Here is a 24,562-nt window from a genome sequence, read left to right on the forward strand (position 1 = left end):
GCAGCGGGTTACAACTTAGTGGGCGCCACGAGGATTGAGCAACACACCCCCCGATTACCGCACCCGGGGCAGGTCACGCACCACCAGTACCGTCTGCCACCAGTAGAGCGCGAGGGTCCACCAGTACATGCCCAGGCCCCAGAGGAGGAAGGCCCAGCCCAGCGGGTGCATCACGGCGCCCAGCGCGTTGTCGAAGGTACCGGCCAGGAGCATGGGCAGCGCGTACATCAGGGCCATCGTCGCGGCCTTGCCGAGATACAGCGTGGGCAACGCGGTGAGCCCGCGGCTGCGCAGGAGCGGGACCGTGCCGGCGAGGAGCACCTCGCGCCCGATCACCAGGCCGATCACCCACCACGGCAGGATCTCGCGGACGCCGAAGGCGATCGGGATCGCGATCATGTAGAGCCGGTCCGCCGCCGGGTCGAGCAGCTCCCCCAGCCGGGTCTGCTGGTTCAGCAGCCGGGCCAGCTTGCCGTCGAGCCAGTCCGTGAACCCCGAGGCCATGAGCACCGCCAGCGCCCACCCGTCGCTGTGCCGCACCAGCAGCAGCCACAGGAACAGCGGCACGCCGAGCAGGCGCAGCACGCTGAGAGCGTTGGGCACGTTCAGGGGGCTCGGCCCCGCCCCGGTGTCCGACGGTGCGCTCACCTCCCGCTCAGATCATCCCGAACATGTTCGCCATGCCCTTCGTGGCGAACGGATTGTCGTGGACCATGTAAGTCCAGGTCAGGGTGTTGCGGCCGAGGTCGGCACCGTCGAGGTCGATGCCGTCGGCCGTGATGTCGGCCTCACGCAGGGTCTCCCGCGCCCGGCGCACGGCCTCGTCGGGCAGCTTGCGGAACTCCTCGATCACCAGGCGATGGAACTCGTCGAGCGGCGACTGCCGGCCCAGCGCCCGCAGGTGGATCGTGGTCTGCACCTCGGAGACGAAGGCCAGGTGCTCCGCCCAGCCGCGGTCCAGGTGATACAGGAAGGCCTCGCGGGCGGCCTGCTCGAGGACCTCGTCGGGGATGTCCGCCTCCCGCAGCTCCGCAAGGCGCTCCGGCTCCATCTCGGCGAAGTCCGTGAGCGGCCGGTCGGTGGTCAGCAGCGTGTGCCGGCGGGCCATCACCAGGTCGCGCTGCTGGTTGACCAGCTGGTTGTACCGCCAGGTATTGGCGTGCGTCTCGAGCATCCCGCCCTCGGCCACGCGCTGCGCCGATTCGAGCATGTCGGCGGCCTTGCCGCGAGGGAACTCGCCGGTCTCCGGGTCCGCACCGCCGGGCGGCCGCTTCAGCGGCAGGTGCCGCTCGACGATCGGGTCCTCGACGGAGGCGAAGATCACCGACGTGCCAGGGTCGCCCTGGCGGCCGGCGCGGCCGCGCAGCTGCTGGTCGAGCCGCTCGGTATCGTGCAGGCCCGTACCGACCACGGCGAGGCCACCGAGCTCGGCCACCTCGTCGTGCTCGGGGCTGTCGTCACCGGCGTCGTGACCGCCGAGCTTGATGTCGGTGCCCCGGCCCGCCATCTGGGTGGAGACGGTGACCGCCCCCTTCTTCCCGGCGTCGGCGATGATCCGCGCCTCGTCGGCGTCGTTCTTGGCGTTGAGCACCGTCGCGGTCACGCCCGAGATCTTGAGCATGTGCGCGAGCTCCTCGGACTCCGCGACGTCGTGCGTGCCGATGAGCACGGGCTGCCCGGTCTCGTGCACCTCGCGCACGTAGTCGACGATGCCCGCGACCTTGTTCCCCTTGTTGTCGTAGACGCGCATCGGCTGGTCGACGCGGACGGTCGGCGTGTTCGGCGGGATCTGCGAGACGCCCAGGTCGTAGAACTGGCGCAGCTGCTCGCCGGCCGCGATGGCGGTACCGGTCATGCCGCACACCAGCGCGTAGCGCTGCAGCAGCGCCTGCACCGTGATCGTGTCGATGACCTCGCCGGAGTCGGTCTGCGAGAGCCCCTCCTTGGCCTCGACCGCGGCCTGCAGGCCGTCCGGCCAGCGCTGCAGCTCGGCGACGCGGCCGCGGGAGGAGTTGATCAGCTTCACCTGGCCGTCGCGGACGATGTAGTGCACGTCCCGCTCGACCAGCGCATAGGCGTGCAGCGCGATGTTGACCTGCGGCAGCGTCGAGGCGACGTGCAGGTCCGAGTAGAGGTCGATGCCGCCCAGTTCCTCCTCGACCAGCTTCGCCCCGTCGTCGGTGAGGAAGGCGGACTTGCCGTCCGAGTCGATCTCGTAGTGCTTGCCCTCGCGCAGCCGGGCCACGACCTCCATGATCGCGGCCTGCGGCACGTCGCCCTTGACGGAGCCGGCCAGCACCAGCGGGATCAACGCCTCGTCGACGAGCACGGAGTCGGCCTCGTCGACGATCGCGACGTCGGGCGTCGGCGAGAGCAGATCCTCCGCGCGCGTCGCGAGCTGGTCCCGGAGCACGTCGAAACCGATCTCGTTCACCGAGCCGTAGACGACGTCCTTGGCGTAGGCGGCGCGCCGCTCCTCGCGGGTGGACGATTCGGCGACGTAGCCGACGGTGACGTCCAGCAGGTCGAAGAAGGGCTTCATCCACTCCGCGTCGCGCCGGGCGAGGTAGTCGTTCGGCGAGATCACGTGCACGCTGCGTCCCGAGAGCGCCATACCCGCGGCGGCGATGGCACCGGCGAGGGTCTTGCCCTCGCCGGTGGCCATCTCGATGACGTCGCCCTCGAGGAGGCGGTCGGCGCCCTGCAACTGGACGTCGAAGGGGCGCAGGCCCAGCGCGCGGTCGGCGCCCTCGCGGGCGATCGCGATGAACTTCGCGCGATCGTCCGACTTGGCGGCGTAGACGTCCAGCGCCAGAGCGGCGTCCGGGAACTCCGCGTCGGAGAGGCCCTGCGCCCACTCGTCGAAGGCGGCGGACTGCTCGATCAGCGCGACGGACCGGGACTGGTTCCGCGTGCTCTGCGCGCCGAGCACCTTCCACACCTTGTTGCTGAACCTGCCCACGTGACCTCCCGCTCGACGAATGCGTCACCGAGCGTACCGGGGTATCAGAGCGCCGCGAAGTACGCCGTGGAGTAGCCCACCGAACCGAGCGCGATGCGGTACAGGTCGCGGTTCACGTTCTGCAGGGTGTCGCGCGCGCTGTGGTAGTTCGGGTCGAAGGTGGCCCCGACGGTGCCGCCCCACTGCCGCTGCTGCTCGGCCGTCTTCTTGCCGTCGGCACCGGTGTCCATACCGCCGGCGGCGATGCCGATCTCCTTGAACGGCCCGTAGTCCGAGCGGCCGTCGAAGGCGGACGCCTCGACGGGGACGTTCCGCCATGCGAAGTAGTTGCGGAAGACCTGCTCGATCACGCCGGAGCCGGCCGGGCCCGCGCCGCCCTGGAGCTTGGACGAACCGTCACCGTCGAAGGTGAAGTAGCCGCCGTTCGGCGAGCCGAGCATGTCGAAGTTGAGGTAGCGCTTGATCTTCGCGGACTGCTCCGGGCTCAGCTGCTTGACGTAGTGCTCGGAGCCGACGAGGCCCTCCTCCTCGGCGCCCCACAGGGCGAAGCGCACCTTGTTCTTGACGTCGGCGTTCACGCCGAGCTTCACGGCGGTCTCCAGGACGGCGGCCGACCCGGTGCCGTTGTCGTTGATGCCGGGCCCCTCGACCACGCTGTCGAGGTGCGCGCCCACCATCTGCACGTTGTCCGCGTCGCCCTTGGCGGTCTCGGCGAGGATGTTCCAGGTCGTGGACTTGACGGTCTTGGCGTCGACGGTGAGCGTGAGTTCCTGACCGTCGGCGATCGGCGCGTTCTTCGCGACCCCGACGACGGCGATGGAGGCGCCGTCGTCGAGGCCGAGGGTGCCGCCCTTCCAGTCCTCGTCGTTGTTGTTGACGATCACCAGGGCCTTGGCGCCCTTCGCCGCCGCGGCCCGGTACTTCTCGCCGAACTGGCAGGTACCGCGCTGGACCACCGCGATCGATCCCGGCGTGACCTTCTGCAGATCCGCCGCGGAGCAGCCGAGGTTCCCGGTCACGACCGCCTTGGCGGTGACGGCGCCGCCGGTGGCACCCGAGTACTGCAGCGCCGCCGCCTTCACCGGGGCGCCGGCGGCCTGCAGATCCGTCTTCGACGCCGTCCACGCGGCATGGGTGAACTCCTGCCGCACCGGGCTGTAGCCGGCATCGCGCAGCACCTTCTCGGCGTACTCGACGCTCTGCTGGTAGCCGGGCGTGCCCAGCGCGCGGTTGCCGCCGTTGCGGTTCGCGATGTCCTGCAGCGCCTGCAGGTGCGTGATCGCACCGTCGAGAGTGACCGCGTCCGCGAGCGCCCTGGCCTTCTCCACGGCCCGGGCGTCGTCCGCCCCGCCGGCGGGGGCCGGGCGCGCGGCGCTGCCGGGTGCGGCCTTCGAGGACGATCCGGCCGCGGAGCTCGACGGTGCCGCCGGCTCCCCCGCGGTGCCGCAGCCCGCCGCGACGAGGCTCATCGCCGCCAGCGCGCCGACGACCCGGAGAATGGTGGAGTTCTTATCCATGTGCACCATGGCCTCATTAGATACGCAGGAGAGGAGGATTGTCGGATGAACACGCCCACCGATACCGGGACCGAGCTCGCGCGGCGCCTCAGCGCGGCGGGCGTCTCCGTCGAGACCTCCGCACTCCGGCGCGCGGAGTACGCCTACGACGCCTCGAACTACCGGGTCGAGCCCGTCGCCGTCACCTTCCCGCGCACCGCCGACGACGTACTCGCGGCCGTCACCGCCTGCGCGGAGCTGCGGATCCCCGTCATCGGGCGCGGCGGCGGCACGTCGATGGCGGGCAACGCGATCGGCCCCGGGCTGGTGCTGGACTTCTCCCGGCACATGCACCGGGTCCACGCGATCGACGAGGCCGCGGGCACCGTCGACGTCGACCCCGGCGTCGTGCTGTCGGTCCTGTCCCGCACCGTCGAGGACCGCTCCGGCGGCCGGTTGACCTTCGCCCCGGACCCGTCGTCGCGCACGCGGGCGACGGTCGGCGGGGCGATCGGCAACGACGCCTGCGGCAACCACTCGGTCCGGTACGGCCGGATGTCCGATCACGTCGTCGAACTGGACCTGGTCACCGCCGACAGGGCGCGGCTCACCGCGGGCGCCGGGGGCCTGCGCGCCACGGACCCTCGCGATGCCACCGGCGCGGCGCGCGCCGACGAACTCAACGCGCGCCTCCGGGCGCTGGCGGCGGACAATCTGGCGCGGTTCCGCTCCGAGTTGAGCACGATCCCGCGCCAGGTGTCGGGGTACCACCTCGACCAGCTCCTGCCCGAGAAGCGCTTCGACGTCGCCCGGGCCCTGGTCGGATCGGAGGGCACGTGCGCGATCGTGGTCCGCGCGCGGGTGCGCGTCGTGCCGCGGCCCGCCAGCGCGCTGCTGGTCTGCCTGGGCTACCGCGACGTCGTGGAGGCGGCGCGCGACATCGAGACGATCCTCGGCTTCTCCCCCGCCGCCGTGGAGGGCGTGGACGACGCGATCGTCGCGACGATGCGCGCACGACGGGGCGCCGACGCCGTCGCCGCGCTGCCCGAGGGCGGCGCCTGGCTGTACGTGGACCTCGACGGTGACGATCCGGTCACCGTCGAGGCCCGCGCGGAGGAGCTGCTCGACCGGCTCCGCGCGTCCGGGCGCCTGGTGGACGGGCGGGTCGTGCCGGATCCGGCCGAGCGCGCCTCGCTGTGGCGGGTCCGGGAGGACGGGGCCGGGCTGTCCTCGCGGCTGGCGTCGGGCGCGCAGTCGTGGCCGGGCTGGGAGGATTCGGCGGTCGCGCCGGAGCGGCTCGCGGACTACCTCGCGGACTTCCGCGACCTCCTCGCCGCACACGGCCTGGACGGCGTGATGTACGGGCACTTCGGCGCGGGCTGCATGCACATCCGGATCACCTACGACCTGCGCTCGACGGAGGGTCGCGCGGTCTTCCGCCGGTTCACCGCGGCCGCCGCGGAACTCGTGGTGCGGCACGGCGGGTCGCTCTCGGGCGAGCACGGCGACGGTCGCGCGCGGTCGGAGTTCCTGCCGGTCATGTACTCACCGGACATGCTGGCCGCGTTCGCCGCGTTCCGGCGGATCTGGGATCCGGCGGGCCTGCTCAACCCGTCGTCGATCACCGATCCGGCGCCGATCGACGCGGACCTCGCCCTGGCCGGCGTGCCGGACCGCCCGTGGCCCACCCGGTTCGCGCTGCCCGACCCGTGGGTGCACACCCTGCAGAGCTGCATCGGCGTCGGCAAGTGTCGGTCGGACGCGGGCGGGGTGATGTGCCCCAGCTACCGCGCCACCGGCGACGAGACCGACTCCACCCGCGGCCGCGCCCGGATCCTGCAGGAGATGGTGCGGGGCGCACCGTCGGTGGCGGCGGGCTGGCGGTCGGAGGAGGCGCGCGAGGCGCTGGACCTGTGCCTGTCCTGCAAGGCCTGTTCGGCGGACTGCCCGACGGGCGTCGACATGGCGACCTACAAGTCGGAGTTCCTCTCCCACTACTACGAGGGCCGGCTGCGGCCGGTCTCGCATTACTCGATGGGGGCTCTCCCGAGGTGGCTGCGCGTGACGGGCGTCGTCGCGCCGGCGGTCAACGCCGCGCTGCGCACGCGCGTGGGACGGTGGGCGGCACGGTTCGGCGGCGTCGCCCCGGAGCGGGTGCTGCCGCGCTTCGCCTCCCGGCGTGCGTGGCGCGCGGAGGTCGCGCCGGCGCTGTCCGACGGTGCCTCCGGCTCCCGCGTCGTGCTGTTCGCGGACACGTTCACCCGGGGACTGCGCCCCGAGGTGGCGGGGGCGGCGGCGCGGGTGCTGAGCGGCGCGGGCCGGCGGGTGGAGTGCGCCGCCGATGCCTGCTGCGGCCTGACCTGGATCTCCACCGGACAGCTCGGCACCGCGCGAAAGCTCCTGGCCCGCGCTGCGGAGGCGCTCGACGACGGCACCGACGATCCGATCGTCGTCGTCGAGCCGAGCTGCGCCGCCGCGCTCCGCAAGGACCTGCCGGAACTGGTCGCGGACGAGCGGGCGCGCCGGGTCGCCGCGCGGGTGCACACGGTCGCCTCGTACGCCGACGCGATGCTGCGCGACGGCTGGCGCCCCGCGCCCGCGCGACGGCTGCCCGCGGAGGTCGTGCTGCAGACGCACTGCCACGAGTACGCCGTCTTCGGCGCCGGGGCGCACCACCGGGTGCTGGCGGCCGCGGGCGCCGTCGCCCGCGACGCGGTCGGATGCTGCGGCGTCGCCGGGAACTTCGGCTTCGAGCGGGAGCACTTCGCCCTCAGCATGCAGGTGGCCGAGCAGGCCCTCGCCCCGGCCCTGCGCGCGCTGCCCGACGGTGCCGGGGTGGTCACCGACGGCTTCTCGTGCGCCATGCAGGTGACGCAGCTCGGGCTGTCGGGACCGGGCCGGCATCTGGCGGAGCTACTGGATCCGGGGCGGGCCCCAGGGCACTAGGGGGCGGAGCGTTCCGGGCGGTGCGCGATCGCAGCGTCGACGGTGCGGAGGAATCCCCCGATCCCCGGCGCCGCGGCGATGTCGGCCCGGATCCGCTGCGCCGCACTGCGGTACGACGGATCGCGCAGCACCCGTTCGACGCCGGCCCGCACCTGCGCGGCGGTGGGCCGCTGCGACCGCAACCGCACCCCGACGCCGGACCACGCGATCCGCGCGGCGACCTCCACCTTGTCCTCCTGCCCCGGGGCGACGACCAGCGGCACCCCGTGGCGCAGGGCGAAGTGCGTGCCGCCGTATCCGCCGTTGCTGACCATGACCGCCGTGCGCGGCATGAGCTCCTCGTACGGGAGGAACTCCGCCGCACGGGCGTTCGCGGGCAGCGGCCCCAGCGCGGAGACCGGCGCACCGCCGGTCGCGGCGACCACGAGGACGTCGCTGTCGGCGAGCGCCTCGATCGTCGGCACGATCAGGTCGCCGAGGTCGTCGTTGGCGAGCGTGCCCTGTGTGACGTGGACGATGGGGCGGGTCCCGTCCAGTTCGCCCCACCACTGCGGCAACGCGTGTTCGACGGTGCCCGACGACGAGACCGGTCCGGCGAAGGTGAGCCGCGCGTCGGCGTCCGGGCGCGGGTACTCGAAGGCGGGCACGGTGAACTGGACGAAGGCGTCGGCGTGGCGGCTCCAGTCCATGACGGCGACGTTCCGCGGCGCGCGGCCGAAGACCTGCCGGTGAATGTCCACGCCCGCCCGCTCGACCCGGGAGAACAGCCGCGCACTCACGGCCTCGAGCGCACCGTTGCGCAGGCGACCGGCGAGGCCGTGCAGCGGCGCGAGGCCGAAGCCGAAGGGCGCGAGCCCCGGCGCCGGCCGGTTGAGCGGGACCACACCGCCGACGACGACGGGCGGACGCTGCTCCGGCGGCAGCTCGACCAGGAGCGCCCCCGCCGCGAACGTCGGATCGACGACGACCGCGTCCACGGGTTCCGTGTCGATCAGTTCCCGCACCGCGCGGTACTGCGCGACACCCGGCCGCACGAACAGGTGCTCCACATCGTGCACGATCGCCCGGACCGGAGAGAGCCGGTCGCGGTCGGGAAAGCGTGCGGACAGATCCCGGTCGTCGAAGTCGGCGTCCGCCGGCAACGCGACGTGCTCAGCTCCGGTCCCCCGGACCGCGTCTCGGAAGCGCGCCCCGGTGAGGAACCGCACCCGATCGCCCCTGAGTACACAGGCCCGCGCCAGCGGCAGGAGCGGGGTGACGTGCCCGTGGATCGGCACACTGCCGAAGAGGATGGCTGCCATGACGATTCCCATCTGGTGCGCGCGATCGACTACCGCATCAAAGTATTCATCCCAGTGGTACCGTAGTCAATATGTCGGAGCAGAGGACGTCCGAGAACTCCCGCCGCTACACATCGCGGCTGCGTGAGCAGCAGGCGGCGGCGACCCGCGAGCGCATCATCCGCGCCGCCACCGAGCTGTTCGCCGCCCGCGGCTACGCCGGAACGTCGCTGCCGCAGATCGCGCGCGCCGCCGGGGTGTCCACCGAGACGGTGCAGGCGCAGGGGCCGAAGATCCGGTTGCTGTACGACGCCATGGATCTCGCCGCCTTCGCCACCCGCGGCGAGGTCCCGGTGCTCGAGAGCGAGCTGGGCGCCGAGTATCTGAGCGCGCAGACCCCGGACGAGGCCGTGGCGATCAGCGCCCGGATCCTGACGACGATCAACCGCGGCAGTCACGGCCTGTGGCTGGCGCTGTCCGAGGCCTCCCGCACCGACGAGGAGCTCGCCCGGTCGTTCCGCGACCTCGTGATCGGCCTCCGCACCGAGAGCCTGACGATCCTGCGGCTCTGGCGCGATCGCGGATGGCTGCGTGACGACGTCGCCGACGACGAACTCCGGCGCTGGGCGGACCTGATCGGATCCGTCGAGGTCTACGACCGCCTGGTGCGGATCGAGGGCGGCTCCGAGGAGGAGTACGAGGCACTCATCGCCCGCCTCCTCCGCGAGCTCATGCTCCCCCGCTGAGCGGTCGGACCGTCGGCGCCATCTCGGATGACACGGTGCGAGCGGCGCAGGATGATGTCGTGGTGAACACCCATACGTACGCGGTCGACGTCGAATGGTCGGCTCCCGAGGGCACCGCCGGCTACCGCACCTACTCCCGGAACCACGTCCTCAGTTCGGCGGCGGCGCAATCGATCGCGGCGTCCGCCGACCCGCACTTCCTGGGTGATCCCGCCCTGTGGAATCCGGAGCAACTGCTCGTCGCGGCCGCCGCGAACTGCCACATGCTCTCGTACCTCGCGCTGTGCGCGCGGCACGGCGTGGTGGTGCTCGACTACGTCGACAGCGCCACCGGCACGATGGTCGAAACCCCCGGCGGAGGCGGTGGATTCACCGCGATCGAGCTGTCCCCTCGAGTCACCGTCGCGGGCGGCGCCGACGTCGGCCTCGCTCGCGCGCTGCACCACGACGCCGGCGAACAGTGCTACATCGCCGCGACCCTGACCTGCCCCGTCACGCATTCCCCGACGATCATGACGGGGTAGACGATGTCGCCGCGAGGTGTTCGAGGATCAGGCCGGTGATCGCCTCGGGCGCCTGCTCCGGCGCCCAGTGCGAGACCTCCTCGAGCATCTCGAACCGGTACGGCCCGGTGCAGTGCTGCTCGGTGCCGAGGGCCGCGACGTCGCCGAAGGCGGCATCGTCGGTGGGCCAGACGTACAGCGTGGGGGTCTCGACGGTGCCGATCGCCGCCGGCGGCCGGCCGCCGCGGTACCAGTTCAGGGCCGCGGTGAGCGCGCCCGGCTCCTGCAGCCGCTGGACGTACTCGTCCACCGCATCGCGGGGTACGTCCCGGCCGAAGATCCCCCGGAGCACCCGGGCACCGTCGGCGAGCATGGCCTTCTCGGTCGCGGGCGCGGCGCGCCACTCGGTCATGTACCTCGACCGGTTCGCCTGATCCTCGTCGGTCTTCATCGCCGTCGCGAGCGCGGCCGGGTGCGGCGTGGAGATCACCGTCAGGGAGCGCAGCCGGTCCGGGTGCTCGGCGGCGGTCCACCAGGCGACGGCACCGCCCCAGTCGTGGCCGACGAGGTCGAACACCGGCCAGCCCAGCGCATCCGCGATCGCCACGACGTCGGCGATCAGTTCGGTGATGCCGTACTCGGCGGGTCGCTCCGGACGAACGCCGGGCGAGTAGCCGCGCTGATCGGGGGCGACGGCACGGAAACCGTTGTCCCCCAGCACCGAGACGTGGTGGCGCCATTCGGTCCCGGCCTCCGGGAAGCCGTGCAGCAGGAGCACGGGGCGACCGCGCTCGGGGCCGGCGGCGATGGCGTCGAACGATCCGGCCGGGGTGGGGATGGACAGGTACTCGGTCACGGATTCCAGGCTATTGCACCTACCTGTCGGTGGCGCGTGCGACAGTGACGCCATGACCGAACTCAGCTCGCTGTCCCCCGCCGAACGGCACCGCGCGGCCGCCGCCACCTTCGCGGAGGTCGCCGCCGCGATCACCGACTGGGACGCACAGACCCCCGTCCCCGAGTGGAAGGCGCGCGACGTGGTCGGCCACCTCGTCGAGTGGCTTCCCGGGTTCCTCGCCATGACCGGAACCGAGCTACCCGGCGCGCCCTCGGACGCCGCGGAGCCGGCCGCCGCGTTCGGGCAACTGACCGAGGCGGTGCAGGCCCTCCTCGACGCGCCGGACGCCTCGCGCACCGTGACCACGCCGATGTTCGGCGAGACGCCGCTCGATGAGCTGGTCGACCGATTCTACACCGCGGACGTCTTCATGCACACGTGGGACCTGGCCCGCTCCCACGGGATCACGCCCGATCTCGATCCGGGCTTCGCGAAGGCGTTGCACGGCGGGCTCGAGTCGATGGGGCCGATGCTGCAGGAGTCGGGGCAGTTCGGCGCGCCGATCCCGGTGCCCGACGGGACCGATGAGGTGACCTCGCTGATGGCCTTCATCGGGCGGGATCCGGCCTTCACTTCGTGATCTGCAGCCCCGTCAGGATCGCCTGCGAGTCACGGCGGTAGGTGGCGTCGTCGGGCATCTTGGACTGCACGGTCAGGGTGACCGACCACAGGTTCGCCCCGTCGGGGACGGATACCGCCACCGTCGTGACCTTGTGGTTCGGCGTGCTGCCGGGCATCGCGTAGGTGACGGTGGTGCTCGGGTAACCGCAGACGGTGCCGGGCACTCGCTTGAGGTCGGTCACCTTGAGTCCGTCGCGCAGCGATTGGACCTGGGCGTCGAGCGCCTGCTGCGGCGTCATGCCCTTGGCGTTCTCCAGCGTGATCACCGCATTCGCGGCGAAGCCGTCCGCCACGAGCTTCTTGTTCACGATCGCGCCGCGGATCACGGCGGAGTCCTGGGAGGTCTCGCGGTCCCACCCGGTCGGCTGCGGCAACCCCAGCGTCGGCTCCCCCGCCGCCTTGGCCGGCAGCGTCAGCACGCGACCGGAGGCCGGGGCGCACTGCCCCGCCCTGGCGGCGGTGGACGTGCCGGCGGACTGCGCCGCGGAGGTGGCGGCGGCCGTGCCCTCGGCGACGGGGTGCCCTCCCGTGGACTGCGAGCACCCGGTGAGACCGAGGACCAGGGCCCCGGGCACGGCCGCCGCAGTAGCGAACTTCTTCACACGCTGCATGTTCATGTCCGGAACCGTAGCCCGTGCACGGACTTCGAGCGGGCGGATCCACGATCCCTCACCGCGGCGTGAGCACCACCACCGGGATGTCGCGGTCCGTGCGCTTCTGGTAGCCCTCGTAGCCGCTGTAGGCCTGCACGATGCGGGGCCAGAGCCGGGCCTTCTCCTCCGCGGACGCCGCCTTCGCCGTCCATGCGCTCGTCGCCTCGTCGACGGTGACCTCCACCTCCGGGTTCGCCGCCAGGTTCTTGAACCAGTCCGGGTGGTCCGAGTGCCCGCCCTTGGACGCGACCACCACGATCCGGTCGGGCTCGTAGATCGGTGCCGTCAGCATCGTCGAACGACGCCGGCCGGAGGTGCGGCCGATCGTGTGCAGCTCCAGCGCCTGCATGCCGAGCACCCGCTTCGGGAAGCGCCCGCCCGTGATCGCCAGCAGGGCGCGATGACCGTTCTCGAGACACCACGCGCCGAGCTCGGTCGCCTTGTCAGAAGGACTCATGCCCCATCATGCCGCCGGCGTTCCCCAGCCACCCATTGACAGTGGCGCGCATCACATCTATTGTCATAAACGATTAGCACTAATCGATTAGGAGATGTGATGAAGGCACCGACCATGCGGGATATCGCGGCGGCGTGCGGACTCTCGGTGTTCACCGTCTCCCGGGCGCTCAGCGGCGCGGACGGGGTCTCCGAGAGCAGCCGCGCGGCCGTGCAGGCCGCCGCGCAGGCGCTCGGCTACGTACCGGACCGGCGCGCGAGCGAGCTCCGGCGCGGCTCGCGCCGGACGGTCACGGTGCTGACCGCCGACACGGCGAACGCCTACTACATCGATCTCCTCGCCGGCGTCCAGCGGGCGGTCCACGCCGCCGGCCGCACCGCCGTCGTCGCCGATATCGCCGCCTCCGGCCGGTACACCGCGGACGACGAGGATCGCGTGGTCCAGGAGATGATCGCCTCGCGCACCGCGGGGGTGATCTCGACGATGACGCTCGCCGACAACAACATCGCGATGCTGCGCAAGTGGAACATCCCGGTGGTCTTCGTCGACTCCCCCGCCCCGGTCGGGCACGAGGAGCTGCCCTCGGTCACCGTCGACAACGCCGGCGCGAGCCGCCAGGTCGGCGCGCACCTGGCGGAGCACGGCGTGACCGAGTGGCTGTTCGTCGCCTACCCGGAGCGCTGGGCCACCCGCCGCGCGCGTGAGCAGGGCCTGCGCGAAGCGGCCGAACTGCACGGCGCGGAGCTCACCGTCTGCGAGAGCGAGAACCATCCGGACGCCGTCGCAGCCGTGCTCGCGCAACGCTATCCCGACGGTGCCGGCCTCCCGGGCGCCATCGTCGCCGGTGACAACCCGATCGCGCTCGGCGTGCTGCGGTTCCTCCGCGAGCACGGCGTGCGGATCCCCCAGGACGTCGCGGTGGTCGCCTTCGACGAGTTCGCCTGGGCACCCCTGCTCGACCCACCGCTGACCGTGGTCGACGAGAACAGCGACGCCATCGGCGAGGTCGCCGCGACCACGCTGATGCGGCTCATCGACGACCAGATCGAGGCCGAATCCGCCGGCGGGACCGCGGCCCCGCAATACCGCGCCGAGGACCGCAGACAGATGCCCGCGGAACTCGTCGTGCGCAAGTCCTGCGGGTGCTGAGCACCCCGCCACCCCCAAGCCCTACCTCCACCCCGTTGTCCCGCGGCGATGACGCCGCTCTCCCGAAAGAACGAACGACCATGGACACCCGCAGACGACTCGCCGCGCTCGGCGCGGCGCTCGCGTTACTCGCGACCGGTGCGTGCAGCACCGGAGACCCGGACCTGAGCAAAGCGGTCCGCCCCACCAAGATCACGTCGATGGGCCTGTTGGTCCAGGACATGTCCAACCCCTTCTTCTCCGCCATGACCAAGGGCGCGCGACAGGCTGCGGAGCGGATCGGCGCGCGGCTCAACATCCAGGACGCCCAGCTCGATCTGGGCACGCAGACCAACCAGATCGACGCCTTCATCCAGCAGAAGGTGGACCTGATCGTGATCTCCGCCGTCGACGAGAAGGGCATCGAACCCGCGCTGATCCGTGCCCGCGCGGCCGGCGTCATCGTGATCGCCGTCGACACCCCGGCGCGGGGCGCCGACGCCGTCGTGATGACCGACGCCGTCCAGGCGGGCGAGAAGTCCTGCCGTTACCTGTTCGAGCAGATCGGCGGCAAGGGCAACGTCCTCCTCGTCGACGGCACCCCGATCAAGACGATCATCGACCGGATCAAGGGCTGCGAGAACGCACTCAAGGACTTCCCCGGCGTGAAGGTCGTCGGGCACCAGTCCTCGAAGAACGACCGCGCGAGCGGGCTCGCCGTCACCACCGACATGCTCACCGCCGCACCCTCCGTGCAGGGGATCTTCGGGATGAACGACCCGTCGGCGCTCGGGGCGGTGCTGGCGGTGCAGCAGGCGCACCGCACCGGGATCAAGGTGACCGGCGTCGACGGCAGCCCCGACGGCATCGCCGAGATCGAACGCCCCGGCTCCCCCTACATCGCCACCGCGACCCAGAACCCCGCCGAGATGGTCCGCCGCGGCGTCACCATCGCCGAGGACATCATCGCCGGCCGGCCCCCGGCGGAGCACACCGTCCTCGTCCCCAGCGAACTGATCGACCGGGACAACGTCGCCCGCTACCCCGGCTGGTGAGGAGAAGGCCACCATGACCACCGCAACGAAGACCCCACTGCTCCGGCTGGAGGGCATCTCCAAGCGCTTCGGCGCCACTCAGGCGCTCAGCGACGTCGGCCTCGACGTGCACGCCGGCGAAGTGCACGCCCTGATGGGCGAGAACGGCGCCGGCAAGTCGACGCTGATGAAGATCCTCGCCGGCAACGTCCACCGCGACACGGGCCGGATCGTGCTCGACGGGAAGGAGATCGAGATCTCCTCCCCGGCCGACGCGGCCGCGCACGGCATCGCCATCATCCACCAGGAACTCAACACGGTTCCCGCGATGACCGTCGCCGAGAACCTCGCGCTCGGCCGTGAGCCGCGCGGCCGGTTCGGGGTGCTCGACCGCGTCGCCATGCTCCGCGCGGCGCGGGCGAAGCTCGACGCCATCGGCGCGGACATCGACCCCGGGCGCCGGCTCGGCGAGCTCAGCGTCGGGCTCCAGCAGATGGTGGAGATCGCGCGCGCGGTCTCCGAGAACGCCCGGGTACTGGTCCTCGACGAGCCGACCGCGGCGCTCTCGCGGGCCGAGTCCGAGCACCTGTACCGCGTGATCGACGAACGCCGCCGCGCCGGCGTCGCCATGATCTACATCTCGCACCGGATGGAGGAGGTGTGGCGGCTCGCCGACCGGGTCACCGTCTTCCGCGACGGCACCTTCGTCGGCACCCGCGACCGCGAGCGGATCAGCCCGTCCGACGTGGTCAAGATGATGGTCGGCCGCCCGCTCGACGACCTGTACGCCCATACGCCGCGCACCCTCGGGGACGTCGTGCTCGACGTACGGGGCCTGGCGGGCGACAGTGTCGGCCCCGTCGACCTGCAGGTCCGCGCGGGCGAGGTCGTCGCCCTCTCGGGCCTGATCGGCGCCGGCCGCACCGAACTCGTCCGGCTGATCTTCGGCGCCGACGGCAGGACCGGAGGGACGGTCACCGTCGACGGGCGGGCCGCCGATGCGGCCACCCCGCGCGAGGCCATCGAGCACGGCATCGCGATGGTCCCCGAGAACCGCAAGGAACAGGCGTTGTTCCTCGAGCACGCCGTCCAGGACAACATCTCGGTCAGCTCGCTCGCCGACTTCCGCCGGCTCGGCGCGCTGCGGCGGCGCTCGATCGCGCGCGCCGCGGGCGAGCAGATGGACCGGCTGCACCTGCGCCGCACCGCGATCGACCTGCCCGTCGGCGCACTGTCCGGCGGCAACCAGCAGAAGGCCGTCCTCGGCCGCTGGCTCCTGCGCTCGTCGAAGGTCCTCATCCTCGACGAGCCGACGCGCGGCGTCGACATCGGCGCCAAGAGTGAGATCTACCGCGTGATCGACGATCTCGCGGCGGAGGGCAAGGCGATCCTCGTCGTCTCCTCCGACCTGCCCGAGGCCATCGGGATCAGTGATCGCCTGCTGGTCGTCCGCGGCGGAAGGATCGCGGCGAGCCTCGATTCCTCCACCGCCACAGAAGAACAGGTCATGGCCCACGCCACCGGCACCATGCCCGCCACCGACTCCGGAGAACCATCATGACTGACCGACCGACGTCCCCCGCCGCACCGAAGGCACCGGGTGCCACGGGCACGACCGCACGCCGCACCGACTTCGCCTATTGGTGGGACCGCGTCGGGATCCTCGTCGTCCTCGTTGCGCTCGTGGCGCTCATGGCGGCGATCGCCCCGAACTTCGCCACCGTCGACAACATGTTCAACGTGGCCCGGGCGATCTCGATCAACGCGATCCTCGCCGCCGGCATGACCTTCGTGATCCTCACCGCCGGAATCGATCTGTCGGTCGGTTCGATCGTCGCGGTGGCGGGCGTCGCCGGGGTGCTGGCCGCCCAGTCCGGGCTCCCCGCGCCGCTCGCGGTCCTGATCGCGGTCCTCGCGGGCGCCGTGGCCGGCCTGCTCAACGGGGTGCTCACGGCCTACATGGCACTCGCGGCGTTCATCGTCACCCTCGGCACCATGACGCTGCTGCGCGGCCTCGCCTACACCATGACCGACGGCCAGCCGATCGTCGACAACATGCTGAACTTCCGCGGCATCGGTAACGGCTACCTGCTGGGGATCCCGGCGCCGGTGATCGTGATGATCCTCGTCTACGTCATCGCCTGGTTCGTCCTCGAGCGCACCCGGTACGGCCGGCACGTCTACGCGGTGGGCGGCAACGCCGAGGCGGCGCGCCTGGCCGGCATCAACGTCAAGCGGATCATCACCTCGGTGTACGTCATCGCCGGCGCGTGCGCCGGACTCGCCGGCGTCATCTTCGCCGCGCGCGTGGTCTCGGCCCAGCCGACCGCCGGGACCGGGTACGAGCTCGACGCCATCGCCGCCGTCGTCCTCGGCGGCACGAGCCTCGCCGGGGGCCGCGGCCGCCTCTACGGAACGCTGATCGGATCGGTGATCCTCGGCGTGCTCAGCACCGGCCTGATCCTGATGAACGTGCCCTTCTTCACGCAGCTCCTGATCAAGGGCGCAGTGATCATCGTCGCCGTCGCGATCGACGGCCTCAAGCGCCACCCGATCCGGCTCGGCCGACTCCTGTCCACCGCCCCTGCGACCGCGTAAACGGAGAAGGACCATGCCACACACCATTCGAGTCCGGTCCCCGCACCCGGGTCTCCGGGTCGCCGAGCCCATCGAGTTCACCGTCGCGGGCGAGCTCGACGGGGACCTGTGGGAGGCGCGCGCGGACAGTGGGGACGCGGTCGTCTGCCAGCGCATCGACGGTGCCCCCGCCGGGAGCACGCGGTTCGTCGCCGTCGTGGACGTCGACGGTGCCCTCGACCTCACGCTGGCCGGGCCGGTCACCACTCCGCCCCCGGGAATCACGGCACTGACCGCCCGGGAGGCCGACGCCTTCGCCCGCCTCGACACCGGCTACTTCGACCTCGAGCTGTGCAGCGGCACCGCGACGGGGACCGGCGACGCGAAGTGGGGCCTGCGGCATTTCGCGTCCCTCGACGAGGGCGTGGATCTGCTCCCGTCGGGGAACAACGCGATCGGCGGGTTCTACGGGCCGTTCTTCACCCCGGAGAACGGGCTGATCAACCCGCCGGAGCACACGACCGTCAAGATCGAGGTCGTCGAGCGCGGTCCCGTCCTGCACCACTACCGGATGCACGGCACCGTGCCCGACGGGCTGCTGCCCGAGCTGCGCGGCAAGTCCTTCACCATCGACTGGTGGTTCACCCATCGGACGCCCTACTTCCGCCGGCGGTACCGGGTGGACGGATTCCAGACGGTGATCAACGGCCGGTCGATCACGGACAAGATCACCGTCGGCGACGAGTTCGAGGGCGGGCAGGGCGAACTCGTCTTCGACCGGTTCGCCGCCCTCGGCACCACCGTGTATCGGGAGGGCGACCCGTACGCCGCTCAGCTCGCCGCGATGGTCGACCGGACGCTCGCCGAATCCTCGTCGAGCACTCCGACGTTCGCCTCCTTCAAAGAGGCCCTGACCGGCGACCTCGCCGCCGCCCACTGGGACCTGTACTGGCGCCTGTTCTGCGCGTGGGAGAACGCCCTGTCCCCCGAGGAGATCCGTGCCCGGCTCGCCGCGGTACGCGAGGCCTCGCACGTCCTGGCCGACCACCCCGACCGGTTGTGGCGGATCAGCGAGCAGCCGGTGGACGTCTCCGCGACGCCCGACGAGACGATCTTCGCCGGGCCCGCGCAGAGCACCGTCGAACTGCACACCGGAACGGGCCGCGCGATGGTCTGGTGGACGTCCGCGCCCAGCGGCGCCTTCCAGATCGTCCAGCGGCCGCAGTCCGGCTGGGTGAACTGGGGGACCAACGGCGAGAACGAATGCCCGGAACTCCCCGTCGGCACCACGATCAAGACCGCCTACGGACCGTTCGCGGATTCGTGGGCAGACGTGGCCGCACGCCTGGGCAGCACCGTCGACGTCACCGTCGAGTAGCGTGTCTGCTTCCTCTGCTCCAGTCCGATCATCTCGCTGGGCGTCGTCGGGAATCTTGCACCTGTCACGCCATTGAACCCTGTTCGCTGAGCGGATGCACGGAGCCACGCAGACCATGGCGCGCCAAAGCTCTCCCGAGGCCGCTCCGACGAGGCAATCCCATCGTGGCTGCGTTTGAGAACGCGCAATCGACGTTCTGCTGCTGAGAAAGGTATCCATCGGCCTGCCATGAGATGATGCCGGAAAATCAGCCCCGGCTATCACCCGGAAGCTCCCGCCCCTCAGCTTCACGTGCAGTGACCAAGGTCGACACTACCGATGACAGCGCTGTTGCCCTCCTTATGACCTCACTGTTCCAGTCCGGATTCTCGGCATCGTCTTCACCGCCGTGGTCGGTGGGGCGAATGCGACGGACCGTCCGCAGCGCCCCATCTCCGATCTTCTCCGCGTACTTGGTCCAAGCCGCGCCATCTTCCTCAGCAAGTGCAGCCGCGCAGCCAATCAGCCCATGGACGAGATCGCCGGCGAATCGATCGACGAGCAGTGCGGCTTTCAGCGTGGTGCTTGTCTCGGTCTCCTTCGGGCTCGGCTCGGTATCAGCGGCGAATGCTCCGAAGTACGCCCACGGTCTTCGTCCGGGTGCCAGCCTTTCGATTGCCGCCTCGACCTCGTCCACTTCAGCGAGAGGTAACCTGCCGCCGGGCAGCTGACGTCGGAGCGACCAGAGGCGGAGGATTAGGTCGGCGACCTCAGCCTCGGCGGCGCCTCTCTCAGATCCGGTCTTCTGCTCGAGGCTGATCATGCGCTCCGCAAGATAGTGAGCTATCCAGCGTCCGAGAGTGTCGGTCTGTTCCAGCTCAGCCGCCAGCAACTTACCTAGTTCCAACACAGCCGTTGAAGTCGTTCCATCCTGTCCCCGGTTGGTAGGAGAAGACCCGGAAGTCGTTGTCATGATCGGTGCCACCTCCTTCATCGTCGTTGTCTGCGATCCCGGCATAGCGAGCGCGACGATCTTCACGCCTGACTCGTACTTCCACGATGAGCGCGGCATCGAGGCGTCCCAACATCTGGTCGAGCGCTTCGGTCGTAATCCGTAACCGATTTCCTGATGGGCCATGTGGTCTACGGCCGGCGCTAATCTCCGCCCAGGTCTCAGACGCCAAGACGGCGTCCCCGTTCTCGCGCTCCCAGCGCAGGCCACCGTCCGCGGACGCGATGCTGAGTTTCTCCGCAATTTCCGCGGAAGGGCGAGGCAGCTCGGGAGTGAGTTCGGTGGCGAGGGGGTCCAATCGATCAATACCGCCTTCAGAGTGCGGCGTTGACACCCAACCTTGAATTTGAAATGGAGGTGAAGAGAACTGGAATTCTTCGTCGTCGAGGTCAGCTGATGGGATTCGGAAACTCCAGTAACCGTCAGCAGTTTGCAGGGCACGCACAAGCGCCCCGACGACCCCGGGGTTGACCAGAGCTGACGCGATTTCGATACTTAAGGATCGTTCATATTCGGTGACAGACGCCGATTGCCAGACCGTTACCCATCCCTTCGCGGGTTTGAGAGCGGCCAGGAACTCGGATCCGTGAACTTGCTCGCTTCCTCGTGGGCCGACGGTAGCCAAGGGGCCAGGAACCGGGCCTCGCTGATCTGTAATCCATCGCCCGTCGTAGCGTGCGACGTCGAAGCCGGCGAGCCATTCTAGGACGTCCAGCTGTTCCGCATCAGGGTCGCGGTACGGAATAGCGGTCCGCATCAGCCTTCCGGCGATGGTGAGTGTCGCGTGACGTTCTAGGTAGTAGTCGAGGTCTTCAGCTTTAGGGATCTCCCACTTGTATCCATAAGTTTCGCCGTCCTGGTAAACCGCCGCCGTCCGCCTCGGGTCCACTAGACATTCACTGTCGGCTCGCCATCCCCATTCATCGATGATCAGATCGCTAGCCGCATCTAGCACTTCTTGGTGTGTGATGACGAATGCTTTGGTCAGTTCGCCGAGGACGTACTCGTCGAAGTCCGAATGGAATCGGAACTCACCTTGCGGTGCGCCTTTCATCATTGGACTGGGGTATGTGGGGCGGTGCCCGCTTTCGACGAGCACGGGCTCTGCAAGCAAAGCCTTCCAGTCGGTCCCAACAGAACGGCCAATTGGCATGGAGGTCAGTCGAGCAATTGATGAACAGCGCCCTTGAATCACGGCGTGGTCCGGATAACGATCGCTTAGTTCGATCACTGCGGACATGAGTGCGTCCGTGCCAGACGTATCGTCTCGAGCTACTCGCTCGACAGCGACCAGGAACCACTCTGCCGCGGTCATCTCGTAGTAGTGGAATCGTTCGTCGGCGTAGCCAGCTGCATCGCCCCGTATGACGGCGGAGCCGAGCGCAACGATCACGTCGCTCACGCCGAGCTCAACGGCAGTACGCACTGCGTGTGCAGCCTGCCAACGAACTGCTGAGCGCGGGTCGCCCAGCGCGGCCCAGAGGAAGTTGGCTACGGCGATATTGATTGGGTCCGCCGGCGTCTGGTCGATGGCTGTCCTGGGACCAATTCCCAGTTCTCCCTCGAAGGCGGTGAGCGCTTCGCTAAGCACGCGGGCAGCCGTGGAAGGGTCGAGGACGGCTGAGGCTCCAGCTGCGAGCATGTAGCAGTGGTCGGCGTCGGTCAACGCTTCCTCAAGATTCAGGTGGTCGAGGGCCCGTTGAAGGAGATCGGTCTTGCGCACCTCCAAGAGATCTGCTGCCGCAGACAGGTCAAAGCTCATCCAGTTGTGGTGAAGTAGACGGACGCCATGTCGATCGACATAGGTACCGACTGCCTTCTTCAGTGAGTGGACGAAGGACTGAGCCGTACGAGGACGCGCGAGGGCCTCGTTCAAGAGCTTGGCCAGCTCATAATCGTTGAGGGCGTCAGAGCTCAATGCTGCGTCCAGGATCGGGCCCCACTGCAGGACGGGACGCGTAAAGACCTCTCCGATGAAGAGGCCGTCACTGTATGAATGAGCCTCTTGCTGAAGACGAACCGCCGCGTTCACGCCGCTTGTCTGAGTGAGGTCAAGCGCCGCGATCTGCACCTTACATGCCTCCAACTGAGCAGCGCGTTCTGCCTTTTCGTCTGGGGTGAGGTCGAAGGTTGTGCTCCGGAACTCGTCAGGGTCATTGGCACGAGGGGGATCAGGAAGTGCGAGTTGCGCGAACTCGGCATCGAGAGAGCACCCAAGTCTGTTTGCGAGATCATTTGCGGTAGACAGCGACTTTGCGTTGAGGCGGCCGGATGTGTCAAGCTCACGGAGCGCGGCGTTTAGATCAAGCCCGGTTGAGTAGGGCGCCAAAACTATCGTGAGATCTGGTCGTCCCGCCAACAGAGCTTCGCACCCTTCGGCAAGCCCCCTGAACTGCCAGTCGAGCGTCCCGAACCGGCGATCCCGCCACCGCCCGAGAATCCGGAGAACATTGGCGCCCGAGATCAGCGCGAGTGCAGCGACGAGCTTGTCTTGGTTGAATCCGTCATACACGATCGGTTCGACGGCCTCGCCGAGGTGAGCGACACGCTCGGCGAGGGCGATCGCATCCAGAGGATCGATGCCAGCAGCTGCCCGTGTGAGGGCGACTATTGCATCCCATCGATGAAGCGCGTCATCGCCCACTCCGGCAGCAGCCCTGACAGCTTGGTCGAAGTAGCTTTGAGCTTCTGCCTGGCTAAAGCGGTGCAGTCCCCGAGCTATCCGCACTAGCGTGTCGGCCTTGCTGTCGGCACCTTCAGCACTACCGGTCAGAGCATGTCGTGCCGCGTTGGAGAGATCGAGGACCGCCTGCGCGAAACGGGCGTCGCCACGCAAACCCACGATCAGGCCGAGAGCACCAGCAATCGGAGCATCAGCAGCGATCGCCTGAATCGCTTGATTGCAAGCGACCGTCACTGCTTCTTCCTCGGAGGCCGCGCCGAGTAAGGGCAAGATCTGCCGAGCGACTCGATTGGACATCGACCAAAGATCATCTTGTAAGTGGCGTTTAGGGTAGCTCGCGATCACTGCCGCTGCGGCTTGCGGGTCAAGGCTGCCGCGAGCGTACTTTGCCCAGGTGCTCAGCCAGCTGATCGCGGGACGCAGATAGCGATTGAGATCCTCGTCATTGGACTTCGCGGGATCGTACTTGCCACGCTTCGCTGGAACTAGAGTCGGCCGGTAATGATCGACGTCGAGTGGCAATTCGAACGAAGCCAAGCCAATTGGAGCCTCAAGGCGATCGAGACGCTCTGGTCGACAGGTCAGCACGATGCGAACATTCGGAGGAACATCTGCTTGCAGCCGGAGGAGGTCACGCACAAACGGCCTGGGATCTGCGTTGTCCTCGGCTGCGATCACAGCGTTGTCGGCAGCGTCCACCACGATGACCAACTGGCGATTTCCGCTCTGCATGAGCATCTCGCTTGCCTGGTTGAGACGACGAACGAAAGCCTTGATATACTCCTCAGGAGCGAGATTCCCAGAATGAACGATTGGAAAGCACAGTCCTAGTCCGGCCATCTCAGTCGCGAGTTGAACGAGCCCGTCCCGGTGACGATGCCTCGGGTGAGCCGGATTCCGATAATTGCCATTCCCGAAGCAGTCGTAGATGATGAGATCGGCACGATCAGATAGCAGGTCTGGTAGCGCGCGAGCGAACGTGCTCTTGCCTACGCCGCCCTCGGCAGTGAGGACCATCGATCCAGGAGTTTCGAGAATCTGATCCGCGAGGTCTCTGTACGCATCTCGCGCGATGAAGGGCGTGTCGTCGAGTAGGCACGGCGCGGGAGCAAGCTCATCCTCTCGGCACCCGAAAGCAGTGAGTACGTCCGACTTCAGGATTGGGCCGCTGGACTCGGTACTCGCTCGCGACGCGACAAGGTCAACAAGCGAGGCAGACACGCGGAGGTCAGCGTCGGCAGTGAGGCCGCCAACCTCTCGATCAAGTCCGCGCCGGAGAGCGGTAACCCCCGGCTCACGACCGCGAAGGTCGAGACGCGAACATAGAGAGGCGGCGGTCTCGGTGTTGAGCTTTGCAGTGTCCTTCAGCCTCTCAGCTGCCGATCCATCTGCGGACGACGGACCAGCCGCCAGTTCTCGCACTGCATTAATCGCGGTCAGGGCAATTGGCTTGTTCGTGACGATTGAGAAGCGAATGGTGGCGTGGGGGTGCTGCGCGTCTAACGCATCGTCAATCTCGGCGAACTTGCGGAGGACCGCGCAAACCTCGCCGAAAGGGAGGTTTTCGTTAGAGCGCAGCGTGGAGTGCTTGAACTGGCGCACTTCCAGGGATGTAAAGTCTCCCTCGGGAGGGCCGTAAAACTCGGTAAGGTCTATAACCTCGGCCCCGTCGGGCTCGTCGTCCGACAGAGTTGATCCGGCTCCCTCTACGTGCACCTGCCGAAGGTTGGACGCAGGACTCAAGAGGCGTAGTAGACGAGCCGCACCCCAGGTGTAGTGGAATCGGTCGCCGTCACGTGACGCGCGCACCCGCTCCGATGCGGTGGAACCGGTTCGCTGAGTGGAGGCGCCCTTCGCCGCGGCCACTCTTCAACGCTCCCGACGAGACGGACAGCGCCGCGCTGAACTCTGGTGACGACTTGTCACGTCGGCACTGGCTGACATCACCTGGCGGAAACCTCCTACCGGTGACCGGGTCACCTACTGTTCGTCCAATATCCTTTCATATTCTCTCATCCCGCCCTCGCTCTCAGGCGACACGCGCCAAGCGATCGATGGCGTCGATCATCACGGACGCGTCCGTAGCACGGATCTCGGCATCGCCTCCGCGAGTTCACCTTCCAGGCGCGAGCTCTAAACCTACGGTTCCTCGCCTCCTTGACCAGCGCTTCCCACCTGCCCGTTGACAAGCGTTGTCGGAGTGAACCAC

Annotated in this window: 18 protein-coding genes; 9 read left to right on the forward strand and 9 right to left on the reverse strand. The window is 69.1% G+C overall.

The window, feature by feature from the left end; all coding sequences use genetic code 11:
- Window positions 1-54 precede the first annotated feature (54 nt).
- Genes AC21LY_RS08260 through AC21LY_RS08270 form a run of 3 tightly spaced genes read right to left on the reverse strand, consistent with a single transcriptional unit; the run spans window position 55 to window position 4,488 of the window.
- The gene (locus AC21LY_RS08260) at window positions 55-648 is read right to left on the reverse strand and encodes a CDP-alcohol phosphatidyltransferase family protein (RefSeq protein WP_489045924.1); all 594 of its coding nucleotides are present in this window, start codon (window positions 646-648) and stop codon (window positions 55-57) included.
- 7 nt (window positions 649-655) lie between these two features.
- Window positions 656-2,962 carry an accessory Sec system translocase SecA2 gene (gene secA2 / locus AC21LY_RS08265; protein ID WP_489045925.1) on the reverse strand — a complete coding sequence of 769 codons (2,307 nt, stop codon included), beginning with the start codon at window positions 2,960-2,962 and terminating at the stop codon, window positions 656-658.
- Between the two features lie 44 nt (window positions 2,963-3,006).
- Complete coding sequence (locus tag AC21LY_RS08270) at window positions 3,007-4,488, reverse strand: M28 family peptidase (protein WP_489045926.1); 1,482 nt, start codon at window positions 4,486-4,488, stop codon at window positions 3,007-3,009.
- A 36-nt stretch (window positions 4,489-4,524) separates the two neighbouring features.
- Between AC21LY_RS08270 and AC21LY_RS08275 the strand changes: the two genes are divergently transcribed.
- Window positions 4,525-7,404, forward strand: a complete 2,880-nt coding sequence (locus AC21LY_RS08275; RefSeq protein ID WP_489045927.1) for an FAD-binding and (Fe-S)-binding domain-containing protein — start codon at window positions 4,525-4,527, stop codon at window positions 7,402-7,404.
- Here AC21LY_RS08275 and AC21LY_RS08280 read toward each other — a convergent pair.
- Window positions 7,401-8,705, reverse strand: coding sequence for a glycosyltransferase (locus tag AC21LY_RS08280; protein ID WP_489045928.1), 1,305 nt, complete (start codon window positions 8,703-8,705; stop codon window positions 7,401-7,403). The genes AC21LY_RS08275 and AC21LY_RS08280 overlap by 4 nt on opposite strands.
- A 71-nt stretch (window positions 8,706-8,776) precedes the next feature.
- On the opposite strand from AC21LY_RS08280, the gene AC21LY_RS08285 reads away from it, so the two are divergent.
- Window positions 8,777-9,430 carry a TetR/AcrR family transcriptional regulator gene (locus AC21LY_RS08285; RefSeq protein WP_489045929.1) on the forward strand — a complete coding sequence of 218 codons (654 nt, stop codon included), beginning with the start codon at window positions 8,777-8,779 and terminating at the stop codon, window positions 9,428-9,430.
- Between the two features lie 59 nt (window positions 9,431-9,489).
- Window positions 9,490-9,954: an OsmC family protein gene (locus AC21LY_RS08290; protein ID WP_489045930.1), complete on the forward strand. Its 465-nt coding sequence runs from the start codon at window positions 9,490-9,492 to the stop codon at window positions 9,952-9,954.
- Here AC21LY_RS08290 and AC21LY_RS08295 read toward each other — a convergent pair.
- Entirely contained in the window at window positions 9,941-10,789 is an 849-nt protein-coding gene (locus tag AC21LY_RS08295; protein WP_489045931.1) for an alpha/beta fold hydrolase, read from the reverse strand. The two genes, AC21LY_RS08290 and AC21LY_RS08295, sit on opposite strands and share 14 nt — an antisense overlap.
- 52 nt (window positions 10,790-10,841) lie before the next feature.
- On the opposite strand from AC21LY_RS08295, the gene AC21LY_RS08300 reads away from it, so the two are divergent.
- Window positions 10,842-11,411, forward strand: a complete 570-nt coding sequence (locus tag AC21LY_RS08300; RefSeq protein ID WP_489045932.1) for a maleylpyruvate isomerase family mycothiol-dependent enzyme — start codon at window positions 10,842-10,844, stop codon at window positions 11,409-11,411.
- On the opposite strand, the gene AC21LY_RS08305 is transcribed toward AC21LY_RS08300, so the two are convergent.
- Together AC21LY_RS08305 and AC21LY_RS08310 are read right to left on the reverse strand one after the other, a co-directional pair.
- Window positions 11,401-12,069, reverse strand: coding sequence for an LpqN/LpqT family lipoprotein (locus AC21LY_RS08305; protein WP_489045933.1), 669 nt, complete (start codon window positions 12,067-12,069; stop codon window positions 11,401-11,403). The genes AC21LY_RS08300 and AC21LY_RS08305 overlap by 11 nt on opposite strands.
- A 52-nt stretch (window positions 12,070-12,121) precedes the next feature.
- Window positions 12,122-12,562 carry a nitroreductase/quinone reductase family protein gene (locus AC21LY_RS08310; protein ID WP_489045934.1) on the reverse strand — a complete coding sequence of 147 codons (441 nt, stop codon included), beginning with the start codon at window positions 12,560-12,562 and terminating at the stop codon, window positions 12,122-12,124.
- A gap of 99 nt (window positions 12,563-12,661) precedes the next feature.
- Here AC21LY_RS08310 and AC21LY_RS08315 point away from each other — a divergent pair, with 99 nt between their 5' ends.
- The 5 genes from AC21LY_RS08315 to AC21LY_RS08335 all read left to right on the forward strand — a co-directional run bounded on the left by AC21LY_RS08315 (window position 12,662) and on the right by AC21LY_RS08335 (window position 18,679).
- Window positions 12,662-13,711, forward strand: a complete 1,050-nt coding sequence (locus AC21LY_RS08315; RefSeq protein WP_489045935.1) for a LacI family DNA-binding transcriptional regulator — start codon at window positions 12,662-12,664, stop codon at window positions 13,709-13,711.
- A gap of 80 nt (window positions 13,712-13,791) precedes the next feature.
- Window positions 13,792-14,745 carry an ABC transporter substrate-binding protein gene (locus tag AC21LY_RS08320; RefSeq protein WP_489045936.1) on the forward strand — a complete coding sequence of 318 codons (954 nt, stop codon included), beginning with the start codon at window positions 13,792-13,794 and terminating at the stop codon, window positions 14,743-14,745.
- 13 nt (window positions 14,746-14,758) lie between these two features.
- Window positions 14,759-16,285 (forward strand): sugar ABC transporter ATP-binding protein, encoded by a 1,527-nt coding sequence (locus AC21LY_RS08325; RefSeq protein ID WP_489045937.1) that lies wholly within the window; start codon window positions 14,759-14,761, stop codon window positions 16,283-16,285.
- Window positions 16,282-17,322: an ABC transporter permease subunit gene (locus AC21LY_RS08330; RefSeq protein ID WP_489045938.1), complete on the forward strand. Its 1,041-nt coding sequence runs from the start codon at window positions 16,282-16,284 to the stop codon at window positions 17,320-17,322. The genes AC21LY_RS08325 and AC21LY_RS08330 overlap by 4 nt, the downstream gene beginning before the upstream one ends.
- Window positions 17,323-17,335: 13 nt before the next feature.
- Window positions 17,336-18,679 carry a hypothetical protein gene (locus AC21LY_RS08335; RefSeq protein WP_489045939.1) on the forward strand — a complete coding sequence of 448 codons (1,344 nt, stop codon included), beginning with the start codon at window positions 17,336-17,338 and terminating at the stop codon, window positions 18,677-18,679.
- 247 nt (window positions 18,680-18,926) lie between these two features.
- On the opposite strand, the gene AC21LY_RS08340 is transcribed toward AC21LY_RS08335, so the two are convergent.
- Together AC21LY_RS08340 and AC21LY_RS08345 are read right to left on the reverse strand one after the other, a co-directional pair.
- Window positions 18,927-19,481 carry a hypothetical protein gene (locus AC21LY_RS08340; protein ID WP_489045940.1) on the reverse strand — a complete coding sequence of 185 codons (555 nt, stop codon included), beginning with the start codon at window positions 19,479-19,481 and terminating at the stop codon, window positions 18,927-18,929.
- Between the two features lie 70 nt (window positions 19,482-19,551).
- Window positions 19,552-24,069: an ATP-binding protein gene (locus AC21LY_RS08345; protein WP_489045942.1), complete on the reverse strand. Its 4,518-nt coding sequence runs from the start codon at window positions 24,067-24,069 to the stop codon at window positions 19,552-19,554.
- Between the last annotated feature and the right edge of the window lie 493 nt (window positions 24,070-24,562).

The sequence above is a fragment of the Tsukamurella sp. II2bb genome (assembly GCF_057815145.1).